Annotated in this window: 15 protein-coding genes and 1 pseudogene; 5 read left to right on the plus strand and 11 right to left on the minus strand. The window is 62.1% G+C overall.

The genetic code is table 11. The features are described 5' to 3' along the window. Positions 1-44: 44 nt before the first annotated feature. The 4 genes from F7R06_RS07530 (at position 45) to F7R06_RS07545 (ending at position 3,863) form a co-directional block, all read left to right on the plus strand. Entirely contained in the window at positions 45-1,028 is a 984-nt protein-coding gene (locus tag F7R06_RS07530; RefSeq protein WP_090320665.1) for a TRAP transporter substrate-binding protein, read from the plus strand. Positions 1,029-1,108: 80 nt separating this feature from the next. Further along, positions 1,109-1,636, plus strand: a complete 528-nt coding sequence (locus F7R06_RS07535; protein ID WP_090320663.1) for a TRAP transporter small permease — start codon at positions 1,109-1,111, stop codon at positions 1,634-1,636. Next, positions 1,637-2,917 (plus strand): TRAP transporter large permease, encoded by a 1,281-nt coding sequence (locus F7R06_RS07540; protein ID WP_090320660.1) that lies wholly within the window; start codon positions 1,637-1,639, stop codon positions 2,915-2,917. 76 nt (positions 2,918-2,993) lie between these two features. Then, positions 2,994-3,863 (plus strand): aldose 1-epimerase, encoded by an 870-nt coding sequence (locus tag F7R06_RS07545; protein WP_090320657.1) that lies wholly within the window; start codon positions 2,994-2,996, stop codon positions 3,861-3,863. On the opposite strand, the gene F7R06_RS07550 is transcribed toward F7R06_RS07545, so the two are convergent. The 9 genes from F7R06_RS07550 to F7R06_RS07595 form a co-directional block, all read right to left on the minus strand. After that, positions 3,848-5,587 (minus strand): PAS domain-containing hybrid sensor histidine kinase/response regulator, encoded by a 1,740-nt coding sequence (locus F7R06_RS07550; protein ID WP_090320654.1) that lies wholly within the window; start codon positions 5,585-5,587, stop codon positions 3,848-3,850. The genes F7R06_RS07545 and F7R06_RS07550 overlap by 16 nt on opposite strands. Further along, the gene (gene ercA, locus F7R06_RS07555; protein ID WP_090320651.1) at positions 5,571-6,734 is read right to left on the minus strand and encodes an alcohol dehydrogenase-like regulatory protein ErcA; all 1,164 of its coding nucleotides are present in this window, start codon (positions 6,732-6,734) and stop codon (positions 5,571-5,573) included. The genes F7R06_RS07550 and ercA overlap by 17 nt, the downstream gene beginning before the upstream one ends. 247 nt (positions 6,735-6,981) lie before the next feature. Next, a complete protein-coding gene (pqqE, locus tag F7R06_RS07565; RefSeq protein ID WP_090320648.1) occupies positions 6,982-8,124 on the minus strand; it encodes a pyrroloquinoline quinone biosynthesis protein PqqE in 1,143 nt (380 codons plus the stop codon). Next, positions 8,102-8,374, minus strand: a complete 273-nt coding sequence (gene pqqD / locus F7R06_RS07570) for a pyrroloquinoline quinone biosynthesis peptide chaperone PqqD (RefSeq protein WP_090320645.1) — start codon at positions 8,372-8,374, stop codon at positions 8,102-8,104. Before pqqD ends, pqqE begins: the two co-directional genes overlap by 23 nt. Further along, on the minus strand, positions 8,371-9,123 hold the full coding sequence (gene pqqC, locus F7R06_RS07575) for a pyrroloquinoline-quinone synthase PqqC (protein ID WP_090320642.1): 753 nt from the start codon (positions 9,121-9,123) through the stop codon (positions 8,371-8,373). Before pqqC ends, pqqD begins: the two co-directional genes overlap by 4 nt. A 130-nt stretch (positions 9,124-9,253) precedes the next feature. Next, positions 9,254-10,168 carry a pyrroloquinoline quinone biosynthesis protein PqqB gene (pqqB, locus tag F7R06_RS07580; protein WP_090320639.1) on the minus strand — a complete coding sequence of 305 codons (915 nt, stop codon included), beginning with the start codon at positions 10,166-10,168 and terminating at the stop codon, positions 9,254-9,256. 56 nt (positions 10,169-10,224) lie between these two features. Beyond that, the gene (gene pqqA, locus F7R06_RS07585) at positions 10,225-10,296 is read right to left on the minus strand and encodes a pyrroloquinoline quinone precursor peptide PqqA (RefSeq protein ID WP_003253598.1); all 72 of its coding nucleotides are present in this window, start codon (positions 10,294-10,296) and stop codon (positions 10,225-10,227) included. A 262-nt stretch (positions 10,297-10,558) separates the two neighbouring features. Next, a complete protein-coding gene (gene exaC, locus F7R06_RS07590) occupies positions 10,559-12,079 on the minus strand; it encodes an acetaldehyde dehydrogenase ExaC (protein WP_090320636.1) in 1,521 nt (506 codons plus the stop codon). 237 nt (positions 12,080-12,316) lie between these two features. Further along, positions 12,317-14,092: a PQQ-dependent methanol/ethanol family dehydrogenase gene (locus tag F7R06_RS07595; RefSeq protein WP_090320633.1), complete on the minus strand. Its 1,776-nt coding sequence runs from the start codon at positions 14,090-14,092 to the stop codon at positions 12,317-12,319. A gap of 174 nt (positions 14,093-14,266) precedes the next feature. On the opposite strand from F7R06_RS07595, the pseudogene F7R06_RS31050 reads away from it, so the two are divergent. Then, positions 14,267-14,344: pseudogene (locus F7R06_RS31050) on the plus strand (outer membrane lipoprotein carrier protein LolA); the annotation flags it as partial. A gap of 11 nt (positions 14,345-14,355) precedes the next feature. On the opposite strand, the gene F7R06_RS07600 reads toward F7R06_RS31050, so the two are convergent. Further along, positions 14,356-15,294 (minus strand): quinoprotein relay system zinc metallohydrolase 1, encoded by a 939-nt coding sequence (locus tag F7R06_RS07600; protein WP_090320630.1) that lies wholly within the window; start codon positions 15,292-15,294, stop codon positions 14,356-14,358. A 16-nt stretch (positions 15,295-15,310) separates the two neighbouring features. Further along, on the minus strand, positions 15,311-16,078 hold the full coding sequence (locus F7R06_RS07605) for a quinoprotein dehydrogenase-associated SoxYZ-like carrier (protein ID WP_090320627.1): 768 nt from the start codon (positions 16,076-16,078) through the stop codon (positions 15,311-15,313). Between the last annotated feature and the right edge of the window lie 6 nt (positions 16,079-16,084).

The raw sequence follows: 16,084 nt of genomic DNA on the forward strand, positions 1-16,084 counted from the left end.
GCTGTGCCTTGAACACAAAAACAATAAAACAGGAGACACCCCCAATGGACTTCAAACGCACCTTGCTCGCCGCTGCACTCCCCTTCACTGCAACCCTCGCCTTCTCCCTCAGCAGCGCCGCCCATGCGCTGGAAATCAAATTCGCCGACATCCACCCCGCCGGCTACCCGACCGTAGTGGCCGAGGAGCAACTGGGTAAAACCCTGGTGGCCGACAGTGACGGCAAACTGACCTTCAAGATGTTTTCCGGCGGTGTGCTCGGCTCGGAAAAGGAAGTGATCGAACAAGCCCAGGTCGGTGCCATCCAGATGGCCCGGGTCAGCCTCGGTATTGTCGGTCCGGTGGTGCCGGACGTGAACGTGTTCAACATGCCGTTCGTGTTCCGCGACCAGGCGCACATGCGCAAGGTGATCGACGGCGAAGTCGGCGACGAGATCCTCGCCAAAATCACCGACTCCGAATTCGGCCTGGTCGCCCTGGCCTGGATGGACGGCGGCACGCGCAACCTCTACACCAAGAAACCGGTGCGCAGCCTGGCAGACCTCAAGGGCATGAAGATCCGCGTGCAAGGCAACCCGATGTTCATCGACACCATCAATGCCATGGGCGGAAACGGCATTGCCATGGACACCGGTGAGATCTTCAGTGCATTGCAGACCGGGGTGATCGACGGCGCGGAAAACAACCCGCCGACCCTGCTTGAACACAACCACTACCAGAACGCCAGGTTCTACAGCCTGACCGGGCACCTGATCCTGCCGGAACCGATCGTGATGTCGAAGATCACCTGGGAAAAACTGACGCCCGAGCAACAGGCACTGGTGAAGAAAACCGCCAAGGCCGCGCAGGCACAGGAACGCATCCTGTGGGACGCCAAATCGGCCAGCAGCGAAGAGAAGCTCAAGGCTGCGGGCGTCGAGTTCATCACCGTCGACAAGAAACCTTTCTATGAGGCCACTGCCTCGATCCGCGAGAAATACGGCGCGCCCTATGCCGACCTGATCAAGCGCATCGAAGCCGTTCAGTAATCCCTCCCTGCATTCAAGAAAGGCCCGGCGCCACTGACAGTGGGTGTCTGTCAGTGCGCGCCCGGTTACGGTGAAACCCGATGAAGAATCTACTGCTGCGCATCAACGACAGGATCTACATGACCTGTATCTGGGTCGCAGGGCTGTCCGTGCTGGCCATCGCCCTGATCATTCCCTGGGGCGTGTTCGCCCGCTACGTCCTTGGCACCGGTTCCAGCTGGCCGGAGCCCAGCGCCATTTTGCTGATGATGGTGTTCACCTTCATTGGCGCCGCCGCCAGCTATCGTTCCGGCTCGCACATGGCGGTGGCGATGCTCACTGATCGCATGCCACCGAACCTGCGCAAAGCCATGAGCGTGTTTGCCCAATTGCTGATGGCGACCATCAGCCTGTTCATGGCGATCTGGGGGACCAGGCTGTGCCTGTCGACCTGGAACCAGTTCATGAGCGCCCTGCCGACCCTGCGCGTCGGCATCACTTACATGCCGATCCCGATTGGCGGTTTGCTGACGTTGATCTTTGTGCTGGAAAAACTCCTGCTCGGTGACCAGAGCAACCGGCGGGTCGTGCGCTTCGACCTGGTTGAAGAAAACGAAGGGGCTGCCTGAATGGACGCATTGATTCTGCTGGGCAGTTTTATCGCCTTGATCCTGATTGGCATGCCGGTCGCCTACGCCCTGGGGCTTTCGGCCCTGATCGGCGCATGGTGGATCGACATTCCGTTCCAGGCATTGATGATTCAGGTCGCCGGCGGCGTGAACAAATTCTCCCTGCTGGCGATTCCGTTCTTCGTCCTGGCGGGCGCGATCATGGCCGAGGGTGGCATGTCCCGGCGGCTGGTGGCGTTTGCCGGGGTGCTGGTGGGGTTTGTCCGTGGCGGACTGTCGCTGGTCAACATCATGGCCTCGACCTTCTTCGGCGCGATCTCCGGCTCTTCAGTCGCGGACACCGCCTCGGTCGGCTCGGTGTTGATCCCGGAGATGGAGCGTCGCGGCTATCCACGGGAGTTCGCCACGGCGGTCACCGTCAGCGGCTCGGTGCAAGCACTGTTGACCCCGCCGAGCCACAACTCGGTGCTCTATTCGCTGGCCGCGGGCGGCACCGTGTCGATTGCCTCGCTGTTCATGGCCGGCGTGGTGCCCGGCCTGCTGATGAGCGCGTGCCTGATGGTGCTGTGCCTGATTTTCGCCAAGAAGCGCGACTACCCCAAGGGTGAAGTCATTCCGATGCGCGAAGCGCTGAAGATCTGCGGTGAAGCGCTGTGGGGCCTGATGGCCATGGTGATCATTCTCGGCGGGATTCTTTCGGGGATTTTCACCGCCACCGAGTCGGCGGCGATTGCGGTGCTGTGGTCTTTCTTCGTGACCATGTTCATCTACCGCGACTACAAGTGGAGCGAACTGCCGAAACTGATGCACCGCACGGTGCGGACGATTTCGATCGTGATGATCCTGATCGGCTTCGCCGCGAGCTTCGGCTACATCATGACGCTGATGCAGATCCCGGCGAAGATCACCACGATGTTCCTCACGCTTTCGGACAACCGTTACGTGATCCTGATGTGCATCAACGTCATGCTGTTGTTGCTCGGCACCGTGATGGACATGGCGCCGCTGATCCTGATCCTCACGCCGATCCTGATGCCGGTGATTGTGGGCATTGGCGTGGACCCGGTGCAGTTCGGCATGATCATGCTGGTCAACCTGGGCATCGGCTTGATCACGCCGCCCGTGGGCGCGGTACTCTTTGTGGGGTCGGCCGTGGGCAAGGTCAGTATCGAATCAACCGTCAAAGCCCTGTTGCCGTTCTACGGCGTGCTGTTCCTGGTGCTGATCGCCGTGACGTACATTCCCGCGCTGTCACTGTGGTTGCCGCATCTGGTGCTGTAACCAGGACTCGCAAACGCATTGTGGCGAGGGAGTTTGCTCCCTCGCCACATCAGCTCATCAACCTGCAGAGAAGGCCATGACGTTAGCAACCCTCGAACTCGAAGACGAACTCACCCGCCTCACCCTCGCCCCTGAATTGGGCGGGAGCATCGTCAACTGGACCGTGCGCGATACTGGCCAGCCCTTGCTGCGCCATGCCGACGCCCACGCTCTGAACACCGGTCTGCCCGGCAAACTCGGCTGCTTTCCGTTGGTGCCATGGTCAAACCGCATCGCCGAGGGCGGTTTCGATTGCCCGGATGGCTGGCAGTCGCTGACACCCAACAGCCTCACCGATCCCCTGCCGATTCATGGCAGCGCCTGGCAGCAGCCGTGGCAAGTCATCGTTCACACGCCCAATGAAGCGGTCTTGCAACTCGACAGCAGCACACCCTTCGCCTATCACGCGCGCCAGCGTTTCCATTTGGGCGAAGGCAAGCTGAGCATCGAACTGAGCGTCACCCACCTGGCCGAACGCGCGGCCTGGCATGGCCTGGGGTTACACCCGTACTTGCCGCGAACCGCGAATACCCGATTGCAGGCACCAGCTCATCAGGTGTGGTTTTGCGACGCGACAAAACTGCCGACACAGCTTGGCGAACTGCCGGCCGAATGGGATTTCCAGCACCCCAGGGCGTTGCCGGAAACCCTGGTCGACAACGGCTTCTGCGAATGGGACGGCCATTGCCTGATTCAGCAACCGGACCTGGGCTATGAACTGCAATGCCAGGCCAGCGGCAGCGATTACTACCTGCTCTACTGCCCCGTGGGCCTGGATTTTTTCTGTATCGAACCGGTCAGCCACCCGGTCAACGCTCACCATTTGCCCGGTCGACCGGGCCTGCGTTTACTCGAACAAGGACAATCCACCGACCTCGGTTTCACCCTGCACTATCGAGCGCTCTGACCCAGCAGTTGACTCAACACCGCACGCAGCTTGCCGGGCTTCACCGGTTTGTTGAGCAACGGCGCGTCCAGGCGTTGCAACGCACGCCGACACTGGTCGGTGCGGTCGGCCGTGATGATCACTGCGGGGATGGTTTGATGAAAATGTTCGCGCAGATGCCGGACCACATCACAACCGACCACCGCGTGATCGAGGTGATAGTCCGCCAGGATCAGTTCCGGTGCCTGCCCGCGCAAGGCCGAGAGGGCCGAGGCTTCGTCGGTGGCGGTGACCACGTCGCAGCCCCACTGCCCGAGCAACGCGCTCATGCTTTGCAGAATGCTCACTTCATTGTCGAGCACCAGCAAACGCCGTCCCGGCAGCGGATTGCCTGTCCCGGGCTGCGGCGCGGCCAGGCTGACAGGCAACGGCATCTCGGCGCAGATCGGCACATCGATGCTGAACATCGAGCCGCGCCCCGGCAGCGAATGCACGCCGATTTTGTAGCCGAGGATCTTGGCGATGCGCTCGACGATGGCCAGCCCCAGACCCACCCCCTTGCGGTCGGCGGCGCGTCCGACGTCCAACTGGTTGAACTCGAGGAAAATCGAATCGAGCCGATCCGCGGCGATACCGCGCCCGGTGTCCCAGACCTCCACGCGCAACATCTCACCCCGGCGCCTGGCCCCCAGCAGGATGCTGCCTTCATCGGTATAGCGGCAGGCGTTGCTGAGGAAGTTGCGCAGGATCCGCGTCATCAGGCGCAAGTCGGTACTGACGGCGTACTGGCCCATGTGCACGCGCAGATTCAATCCCGCCGCCTCGGCGACCGACTGAAACTCCGACACCAGCGGCCCGAGCAATTCGTCGAGGCGGTAGACGGCGACGTCGGGCTTGACCGCCGCCTGATCGAGCCGGGAAATGTCGAGCAAATCCGTCAGCAGGTCTTCGGCGCCTTCCAGTGCCTGGTGCGTGCGTTCGACCAGCACCTGCTCGACTGCCGGCAGCTTGCGCTCGCGCAGGGTCGAGATCAGCAAGCGCGCGGCGTTCAACGGTTGCAGCAAGTCATGACTGGCGGCGGCGAGGTATTTGTCCTTGCTGCGATTGGCCGCCTCGGCGGCATCACGGGCATCGCGCAACGCCTGGGCGATCTGCTGACGCTGGGTGATCTGCTGCTGCAGGTTGCGGTTGGCTTCCAGCAGTTCATCAGTGCGCGTGGTAACCCGTTGTTCCAGTTCGTCATTGAGTTGTTGCAGGCGCTGCTGGGCCAGTTTGCGCTCGGTGATGTCGGCGACAAAACCTTCCACCAGTCCTTCCTGATCGGGCTTGAGCAGCAGGTTCATGAGCACATCGAGATGGCTGCCGTCCTTGCGCCGCAAGCGGGTTTCGTAACCGTGCAGGCTGCGTTGTTGCCTGAGGATTTCACCGATGGTTTCCAGCTCCGACACGCCGCCGGCAAACAGGTGGCTGGCCAGATCGGTCAGGGAAAACAGCACCTCCTGGGGGTCCTCATAACCGAGCATGTGCGCCAGTGCCGGGTTGGCCGCGCGCATGCCGTCTTGCAGGCTGGCCTGGAAAATCCCGTGGACTGCGTTTTCGAACAACCATTTGTAGCGGTTGCGCTCGGCCTCCAGCTCGTCCAGCCGTGCGGCCAGCTCCGGGTAATGGCTCTTGCGCGCCGAATGGTTGCCTAACCCCAGCAGCCCGGCCAGCGCCCGTTGTTGCTCGTCAGAGGGCTTCGCCATACACGACCTCGACATCACGCTGACTGGATTCGCGCGGGTTGGTCAGGATGCACGGATCGTCCATCGCGTGCTGCGACAGGAACGGAATGTCCGCGGTGCTGACCCCGTGCAAACCGAGGGTTTCGTGGAAACCGATGGCGTGTTTCAGCGCGATCAGGTGCTCCACCAGCCGCCCGCAGATCTGCCGGTGGTTGAGGCCACGGCAGTCGATGCCAAAGGTCTCGGCAATCACCTTGAAACGGTCCGGCGCCGAGTTGTAGTTGAAGGCGACCACGTGCTCCACCAGCACCGCGTTGCACAAGCCGTGAGGCAGATCGAGAAAACCGCCCAGGCTGTGGGACATGGCATGCACCGCGCCCAGGATCGCATTGGAAAACGCCAGCCCGGCCTGCATGCTGCCCAGCATGATTTTCTCGCGCAGCGCGATGTCCGTCGGGTTGGCGATCATTTGCACCAGGTTGCCATTGATCAGGCGCATGGCCTCCAGCGCATGGGGATCGGTCAAGGGCCCGTGCCCGGTGGACACGAAGGCTTCGATGGCATGCACCAGCGCGTCGATGCCGGTACAGGCCGACAGGAACGGGTCCATGCTCAGGGTGGTTTCCGGGTCGATCAGCGAAACGTCCGGCACCACGGCCTTGCTGACGATGGAGAACTTCATGCGCTCCTGTTGATTGGAGATGATCACGAATTGCGAAACGTCCGCCGAGGTGCCGGCGGTGGTCGGAATCAGGATCAGCGGCGGGCTGGGCACACGGATGGTGTCCACGCCCTCGAACTCGAGAATGCTGCGACCGTGGGCGACGACAATGCCGATGCCCTTGCCACAGTCCATCGGGCTGCCACCGCCAACGGCAACGATCACATCGCAATGGTTTTCCCGGTACAGCTCGGCACCGAGCATCACTTCTTCGACGCGCGGGTTGGGCGATACGGCGCTGTACAGGCAGTATTCGATGCCCAGGGCTTGCAGGCTGGCCTCGACATCGGCCACCCAACCGGCGGCAATCACCCCGGGATCGCTGACCACCAGGACCTTGCGCGCGCCAAAGGTCTTGGCGTAGTTGCCGACGTTGTGCCGGCAACCGGCACCGAAGATGATTTCAGGCGAAACGAATTTACGCAGCTGGCTGAGACTCTGGCTCATTGGAAAGCCTGTTTTTATTGTTTTGGAAGGTAGCGATCACACTAAAGCATCCGGCTGCGAATGCAATCAGACCAATGGCTGGGTTCACTACAGATCCTGAAGGGGATTCGGTGTGTACCTGGATTGTCGCGTCAACCAATGCCCCCTGTAGGACCGAGCCTGCTCGCGATGGAGTGTCAGTCGCCGCGCCTTTTACTGATGCACCATCGCGAGCAGGCTCGCTCCTACAGGGGATGTGTGTGTTCAATCAGCCACGGTAGATCAGCCTCGACGCTTTTTCGTTGCGCAACGTCAGGTGTTCCATGCCCAGCCCCGGTGCCTCGGCCTCCTCCCGCGCCTTGAGGATGACCCCGTGATGGGGCGACTTGCTGCACACCGGGTCGGCATTGGCGGCGTCTCCGGTGAGCATGAAGGCCTGGCAACGACAGCCGCCCAGGTCCTTGTGCTTTTCATCGCAGGAGCGGCATGGCTCCTTCATCCAGTCATCGCCGCGAAAACGGTTGAAGCCGAACGAGTGGTTCCAGATGTGCTCGATGCTGTGTTCGCGCACGTTGGGAAACGGCACCGGCAATTGCCGGGCACTGTGACAAGGCAAGGCCGTGCCGTCCGGGGTGATGTCGAGAAACAGGTTGGCCCAGCCGTTCATGCAGGTCTTGGGCCGTTCTTCGTAATAGTCCGGGGTGACGAAGATCAGTTTGCACGGGTGCCCCTGGGCCTCAAGACGTTCGCGATACTCGTTGGTAATACGCTCGGCTCGCTGCAATTGCGCGCGCGTCGGCAACAGCCCGACGCGGTTGAGCTCGGCCCAGCCATAGAACTGGCACGTGGCCAATTCGACGAAATCTGCTTCCAGTTCCAGGCACAGGTCGATGATTTGCTCGATGCGGTCGATGTTGTGCCGATGGGTGACGAAGTTCAGCACCATCGGATAGCCCTGGGCTTTCACCGCACGGGCCATGGCCAGTTTCTGCGCGAAGGCCTTGCGTGAACCGGCGAGCAGGTTGTTCACCGCTTCGTCGGCGGCCTGGAAGCTGATCTGGATGTGATCGAGCCCGGCGACTTTGAAGTCGCGCACTTTCTGCTCGGTCAGGCCAATGCCCGAGGTGATCAGGTTGGTGTAGTACCCCATGTCCCGGGCGGCCTTGATCAGCTCGGCCAGGTCCTGGCGAACCAGGGGCTCGCCACCGGAAAAACCCAATTGCGCGGCGCCCATCTCACGCGCCTCGCGGAACACCCGAATCCATTCGTCGGTGCTCAACTCTTCGCCCTGCCCGGCAAAATCCAGTGGATTGGAGCAATAGGGGCATTGCAAGGGACAGCGATACGTCAGCTCCGCCAGCAGCCACAGCGGCGGCCCCGGCAGCGCGTCACTCGATCCAGAATTGCGCATGGGCCACCTCCAGAAACGCCAACACATCCTCATCGATCCCCGGCACACCGGGGAAACTCTCGGTCAAGTGATCAATGATCGCCGCCACGCTGCGCTGGCCGTCCACCCGTTCAAGGATGAGCCCGGCACTGGCGTTGAGCTTGATCATGCCTTCGGGGTACAGCAGCACGTGACAGCCTTGGCGGGGCTCCCATTGCAGGCGAAAACCCCGGCGCAGGGCCAGTGCCTGGTCGCGACCGATCGGGCTCACAGGGCAATCCCCCGGTGCCAGACGTTGTCGCGGGTCACCGTGTGGTACGGCGGGCGTTCCAGTTCATAGGCCATGCTCATGGCATCGAGCATGCTCCACAGCACATCGAGCTTGAACTGCAGGATGTCCAGCATGCGCCGCTGCGCCTCGGCGGTGGTGTAATACGCCAGGGTGATGCGCAACCCGTGCTCGACATCGCGTCGGGCCTGACTCAGGCGGGTACGGAAATAGTCGTAGCCGGCGACGTCGATCCACGGGTAATGCGTGGGCCAGGCGTCGAGCCGCGATTGATGGATCTGTGGTGCGAACAGTTCGGTCAGCGAGCTGCTCGCCGCCTCCTGCCAGCAGGCACGGCGGGCGAAATTGACGTAGGCGTCCACGGCAAATCGCACCCCGGGCAACACCAGCTCCTGGGACAGAATCCGTTCACGCTCAAGCCCCACGGCCTCACCCAGGCGCAACCAGGCTTCGATGCCGCCCTCGCTGCCGGGTGCGCCGTCATGATCGAGAATCCGTTGCAGCCATTCCCGACGCACCTCGCGGTCAGGGCAGTTGGCCAGAATCGCCGCGTCCTTCAACGGGATGTTCACCTGGTAGTAAAAGCGATTGGCGACCCAACCCTGAATCTGCTCACGACTGGCACGCCCGGCGTACATGGCTTGGTGGAATGGGTGGTGGATGTGGTAGTAGGCACCCTTGGCACGCAGGGCGGTTTCGAATTCGGTGGGGGTCAGCGGTCTGTCTGTCATTTTATTATCCTTGGCGTTCTGCGGTGCCCGGACCGCCCTCATCGCGAGCAGGCTCGCTCCCACAGGAATTCGCATTCCAAATGTGAGAGCGAGCTTGCTCCGGGCGGCGTTCCGACGAAGGGGCCGTCGGCTACAGCTCGATACTCATGCCGTCATACGCCACTTCGATGCCCCGCCGTTCCAGCAGCGCCCGTTCGGCCGAGTCTTCATCGAGGATCGGATTGGTGTTGTTAATGTGGATCAGCACCTTGCGCTGACGGGGGAAACCTTCCAGCACTTCGAGCATGCCGCCGGGCCCGCTTTGCGGCAGATGCCCCATCTCGCTGCCCAGGCTCTGGCCGACTTCACACACGCGCATTTCATCGTCGCGCCACAGGGTGCCGTCGAGCAGCAGGCAATCGGCGCGTTGCATCCAGCCCAATACTTCGTCATCGATTTGCCCCAGGCCTGGCGCGTAGAACAACGACGCGCCACTGCGCAGGTCTTCAATGAACAGGCCAATGGTGTCGCCTGGCTGTGGGTTGCCGCGATTGGGCGAGTACGGCGGTGCGTTGCTCACCAAAGGAATCGCCCGAAACTGCAAATGCCCGCAGGCCTTGATGCTGAAGGGCTGGCGATCCAGACCCAGTGGTTGCCACTGCAACCCGCCGTTCCAGTGCGCAAGCATGTTGAACAACGGGAAGCCCGTGCTCAGGTCCTGATGGACCCGTTCGGTGCACCAGACGTCATGCGGGCAGCCCTCACGCAGGCTCAGCAGGCCGGTGCAGTGGTCGATCTGGCTGTCCATCAGCACCACGCCCGCGACGGCAGTATCCCGCAGACGGCGGGCCGGTTGCAGCGGCGCAAAACTCTCGAGTTGCGCACGGATGTCCGGTGAAGCATTGCACAGCACCCACGCCACGCCGTCGTCGCTCAGGGCAATCGACGACTGGGTGCGCCGTTGCGCGCGCAGGCTGCCATTGCGCAGACCGGCGCATTGCCGGCAGTTGCAGTTCCATTGCGGAAAACCACCGCCGGCGGCGGAACCGAGAACGCGGATGTGCATGGGCAATGCTCCCAAAAGGCAGGCCCGGCCAACACCCTGGCTGGCCGGGTGAACCATCAACGGTTGGCGAAATACATCGTCACTTCGAAGCCAATGCGTAGGTCGGTAAACGCGGGTTTAGTCCACATGGGTCAATCCTCTTGTTGTGCCGGGCGATTCCGGTAGAACCATTAATGCACGGGGCGCCGGGGGGTCGAATGCTACTTTCGAAGGAGGTGGCAGGGTGCGTTGGTAGGGGGTGCATGATCGTCATGCACGCACAAACGTTGTAGGAGCGAGCCCGCTCGCGATGGACGTATAGACACCGCGTACATACAGACTGAACGCGTCATCGTTGACGTCCATCGCGAGCAGGCTCGCTCCTACAGGTTGAGTGTCGTTAGTGCGAGGTTAGAAGAACCCCAGCGGGTTGATGTCGTAGCTCACCAGCAGGTTTTTGGTCTGCTGATAATGGTCGAGCATCATCTTGTGGTTCTCGCGGCCGACACCGGATTTCTTGTAGCCACCGAACGCGGCATGCGCCGGGTACAGGTGGTAGCAGTTGGTCCAGACACGTCCGGCCTTGATCGCCCGGCCCATGCGATAAGCGCGGTTGATGTCGCGGGTCCAGAGCCCGGCACCGAGGCCGAACTCGGTGTCGTTGGCGATCGCCAGGGCTTCGGCTTCGTCCTTGAAGGTGGTGACGCCCACCACCGGACCGAAGATTTCTTCCTGGAACACGCGCATGTTGTTGGTGCCCTTGAGCAGCGTCGGCTGGATGTAATAGCCGCTGGACAAGTCACCCTCAAGACGCTCGGCCGCGCCACCGGTGAGCAGCTCGGCGCCCTCCTCCTGGGCGATGGTCAGGTACGAGAGGATTTTGTCGTATTGCTGCTCCGACGCCTGGGCGCCGACCATGGTGTCGGTGTCCAGCGGATTGCCGCGCTTGATCTTGACGATTTTCTTCATGACTTCGGCCATGAACGGTTCATAGATCGACTCCTGCACCAGCGCCCGCGACGGACAGGTGCACACTTCGCCCTGGTTGAAGAACGCCAGCACCAGCCCTTCGGCGGCCTTTTCGATGAACGCGGGCTCGGCGTTCATGATGTCTTCGAAGAAGATGTTCGGCGACTTGCCGCCCAGTTCCACGGTGCTTGGAATGATGTTTTCGGCGGCGCAATGCATGATGTGCGCGCCGACCGGGGTCGAACCGGTGAAGGCGATCTTGGCGATGCGCTTGCTGGTGGCCAGGGCCTCGCCGGCTTCACGGCCGAAACCCTGGACGATGTTCAGTACGCCCGCCGGCAGCAGGTCGGCAATCAGTTCGGCAAACACCATGATTGACAGCGGCGTCTGTTCGGCCGGTTTGAGCACGATGCAGTTGCCTGCCGCCAGGGCCGGCGCGAGTTTCCACGCCGCCATCAGCAGCGGGAAGTTCCACGGAATGATTTGCCCGACCACACCCAGTGGCTCGTGGAAGTGATAGGCGGTGGTCAGCTCGTTGATCTCGGCGGCGCCGCCTTCCTGGGCACGGATGCAGCCGGCGAAATAACGGAAATGGTCGGCGGCCAGGGGCACGTCGGCATTGAGGGTTTCACGCACGGCCTTGCCGTTGTCCCAGGTTTCGGTGACGGCGAGGATTTCCAGGTTTTGCTCGATGCGATCGGCGATTTTCAACAGCACCAGGGAGCGATCCTGGGCCGAGGTCTTGCCCCAGGCATCGGCGGCGGCATGGGCCGCGTCGAGGGCCTTGTCGATGTCGGCGGCGCTGGAGCGCGGGAACTCGGCGATCACTTCACCGTTGACCGGCGAGGTATTGGTGAAGTACTCGCCATTGACCGGCGCGACGAACTCGCCGCCGATGAAGTTGCCGTAGCGTGGCCTGAAGGATACGACTGAGCCTGGTGTTCCGGGTTGTGCGTAGATCATGGTGGGCCTCTGTCTGGGTCGGTGCCTGTCGAACCAACAGGCGATGAACCGATACTAGAGAGCCCCGCGCGCCAGACGAATGCGCCGTTGGCAGGGGGACTCTCGTTATTTGGTCGTAGGAGCGAGCCTGCTCGCGATGGTCGTGAACGATAACGCTGGGTACCTGACACGCCTCGGTGTTCTCGGGTTCATCGCGAGCAGGCTCGCTCCTACAGGGGTTATGCGGTGGTCCTGGCGTCAGTGCTTGGCCACCAGATCCTTCGGCAGTTTGAAGGTCCAGAGCATGCCGCCCTGGTTGAAGTCCTTGACGCGCTTGGCCACCTCACCGCCCCACAGTGGTACGGCGCCGCCCCAACCCGAAAGAACCGAGACGTACTGTTCGCCGTCCATTTCCCAGGTCACGGGCGAGCCCAGTACGCCGGAACCGGTCTGGAACTCCCAGACTTTCTCGCCGGTCTTGGCGTTGAACGCTTGCAGGAATCCTTCCGGCGTCCCGGTGAACACCAGGTTGCCCTTGGTGGTCAGTACCCCGCCCCACAGCGGCGCGTAGTTCTTGTGGCGCCAGACTTCCTTGCCGGTTTTCGGGTCGATCGCCCGCAGCACGCCGATGTAGTCTTCATTCAATGGCTTGATGGTGAAACCGGCGCCGAGGAACGCCGCGCCTTTCTTGTAGGCGATACCCTCGTTCCAGATGTCCATGCCCCATTCGTTGGACGGTACATAGAACAGCCCGGTGTCGCGGTTGTACGCCATCGGCATCCAGTTTTTCGCGCCGAGGAATGCCGGAGCTACGAACACTGAACTGCCCTTGGCTTCGGTGCCGGGTGCGCCAGGACGACTGGCTTCGTTGTAGATCGGCCGGCCGTCCTTATCGAGCCCGGTGGCCCAGGTGATCTTGTCCACGAACGGAAAACCGCGAATGAATTTACCGTTGGTGCGGTCCAGCACGTAGAAAAAACCGTTACGGTCGGCGGTCGCCGCCGCCTTGATTTCCTTGCCACCCTCGTTGTAGTTGAACGAGATCAGTTCGTTCACGCCGTCAAAGTCCCAACCGTCGTGAGGGGTGCTCTGGAAGTGCCATTTGATGGTGCCGTCGTCCGGGTTGAGCGCCAAGCGCGAGGACGAGTAGAGGTTGTCGCCAGGGCGCAGGTGCGAGTTCCACGGCGCCGGGTTGCCGGTGCCGAACAGCAGCAGATTGGTTTCGGGGTCGTAGTAGCCGCCCAGCCAGGGCGCCGCGCCACCGGTTTTCCAGAGGTCGCCGGGCCAGGTCTTGCCAGCCTCGCCGCCGGAGATACCGTTCTCCACCGCTTTGCCGTCCTTGTAGACGTAGCCCATGTGGCCTTCCACGGTCGGCCGGGTCCACAGCAGGTCACCGTTTTTCGGGTCATAGGCTTCGATCTTGCCCACCACGCCGAACTCGCCACCGGCCACGCCGGTAATCAGTTTGCCGTTGATCACCAGCGGCGCGGCACTGATCGAGTAACCTTCCTTGTGGTCGGCGACCTTTTTGCTCCAGACCACCTTGCCGGTGTCCTTGTTCAGCGCCACGAGCTTGGCGTCGAGGGTGCCGAAGATCACCAGGTCGCCATACAACGCCACCCCACGGTTGATCACGTCGCAGCAGGGACGGATGTCATCCGGCAGGCGCGCATCGTATTGCCAGAGTTTCTTGCCGGTGCGCGCATCCACGGCGAATACCCGCGAGTAGGAGCCGGTCATGTACATCACGCCGTCCTTGATCATCGGCTGCGCTTGCTGACCGCGCTGCTTTTCACCGCCGAAGGAGAAGGCCCAGACCGGCCGCAACTCCTTGACGTTGCCGACATTGAGAATGTCCAGCGGGCTGTAGCGCTGACCCTGGACGCCCAGGCCGTTGGTGACGATCTGCTCCGGGTTCTTGGGGTCCTGGAGAATGTCCTGGTCGGTGACCCCGGCCAGTGCCTGGCCGGACAACAGCATGGCACTGAGCAACAGGCTCAAGACGAAGGGCTGGCGACGTGCGGGTTGAGTCATGACGGCTACCTCTGCGGTTTTTGTTATTTGCGGGAAATTTTCCCGGTGTGATGCAGATTCTTGGGCGCCGCAGCCCTTGCAACAATGACCCGCTGTGTGGAGTTTTCTAGTTCCTTGGTAGGGGGTTGGGTGTGGATAGGGCGCGCTCCCCCTGTAGGAGCGAGCCTGCTCGCGATGGTGGTGAACGATAACGTTGGAAACCTGACACCCCGCGGCGCTCTCAGGTTCATCGCGAGCAGGCTCGCTTCTACAAGGGGTGTTGATCATTGCTGCGCGGCCGAATCCACTCGGGTCATTTGCGTGCGTTCGTAGCGCGGGTACAGGTGGCTGACGCTGCGGATCAGCTCATAGCGGCTCAGGTTGATGCCGGCGAAGCGTTCGGGAATGGGGCTGCGGATCATCTCGGCCATGTCGCTGCCCCGGGCGGCGCCGTCGCGCATCAGCTGGTCGAGCCAGCTCAGGTAATCACGCATTTGCTCGAACGGCTTTGCATCGCTGGCCACCGGCCCGTGGCCGGGCACGACCAGCGTCCAGGGCAACGCTTGCAAGGTGGCGATGTCCGCCAGCCACACCGATAACCCCGGACTGTTGGGCGTGGTCAGCGCCCGTTGATAAAACACCAGATCCCCGGCGAACAGCACGCCGGTTTTCTGGTCGAGAATAGCCAGATCCGCACCCGTATGCCCACCCAGGCTCAGCAGCTGCAGATCGTGGTTCCCAAAACGTTGCATGCCGGCGGTCAGTGTCCGGGTCGGCAACACCACTTCGGTGCCCCGCATCCAGTCGCCCACCAGCCGATACATGTTTTGCGCCATCGCATCACCCTGTTGATGCAACAGCTCGGTGGTGCCGGCCAGCGCACCGATCGGCACATCGGTGAAGGCCTGGTTACCCAGCACATGGTCCGGGTGATGGTGCGTCAACAGCACTTCGATCACCGGTTTATCCGTGGTGGTGGCAATCGCCCGGCGCATGGCTTCACCGTAGCGCTTCGATGGCCCGGTATCGATCACCACCACGCCGCGCTCGGTGACGATGAATGCGGTGTTGACGATATTGCCGCCGTTGGCCGTGGCGAAATTGTCGGTGCTGCCTTCCAGCAGCCAGGTGTCTTCGGCGATCTGCCGGGGTTTGAGTACGTAGTCGAGATCGGCCATGGCCGCCAGGCTCAGGCCCACGAACAACAACAGCATCCAGCGCATGACACACTCCTTGGGGTCAGGGGATCGACGCATCGAATTGATTGCCGCTGTTGTCGCGCAACACCAGGCGCGTCTGCCCTGCCCCTTCAATGTCAAAGGCCAGGTTGGGGTTTTCACTGACGGCGGGAAACAGTTCCAGGCGCGCCAATACGTGATTGTTCGAGTCCCTTAATTCGGCGTGATTGATGAAAAACTCCGGAATGCCGCTGACCATGCCGTTGTCCATCGGGTGTGCCACCTGCAGGCGCAGACGACTGAAATCGCCACGTGGATAGCGCCCGCCCAGCACCTCGCCGATGTGTTCCTCCCAGCCTGGTTGGGTACGCACCACACTGGGCGCGGTACAGCCGCCGCCCGCCGCATCGATCAGGGCCGAACCGACATGCCACAAACCATCGCGGGTCAGTACCGCCGCGCGCAATGGCGTTGCCTGTTCGACGCGAATACGCACCGACAGCCACGGCAGCACACCACTCAAGGGTTCGAAGTCGACGATTTTCGGCAACGGGTTCAGCTCGGCCCAGGCCAGTATTCTCACCACCTCACCCTTGAACGCCCGGGCGTCGATTTCCACCGGCACTTGTCGGGCGTCCTCGGCAAACGGCGGGGCCAGCAGCTTGACCCGTTCGTCAAACACGAACGGCGCATCGCCCAGCATTTGCTTGTGATAGAACGACCACATGACCGACGGCACCGGGTCCTTGCCCGGATCGATGTCGGCGGCCTGTGCGGCCTGGCCCAGGCTCAACCAGCAGGCCAACAGACAACTCGCTTGCCAGTTCATCGCCCG

Origin of the sequence: Pseudomonas moorei, assembly GCF_008801475.1 — a bacterium.
Lineage (GTDB): Bacteria > Pseudomonadota > Gammaproteobacteria > Pseudomonadales > Pseudomonadaceae > Aquipseudomonas > Aquipseudomonas moorei.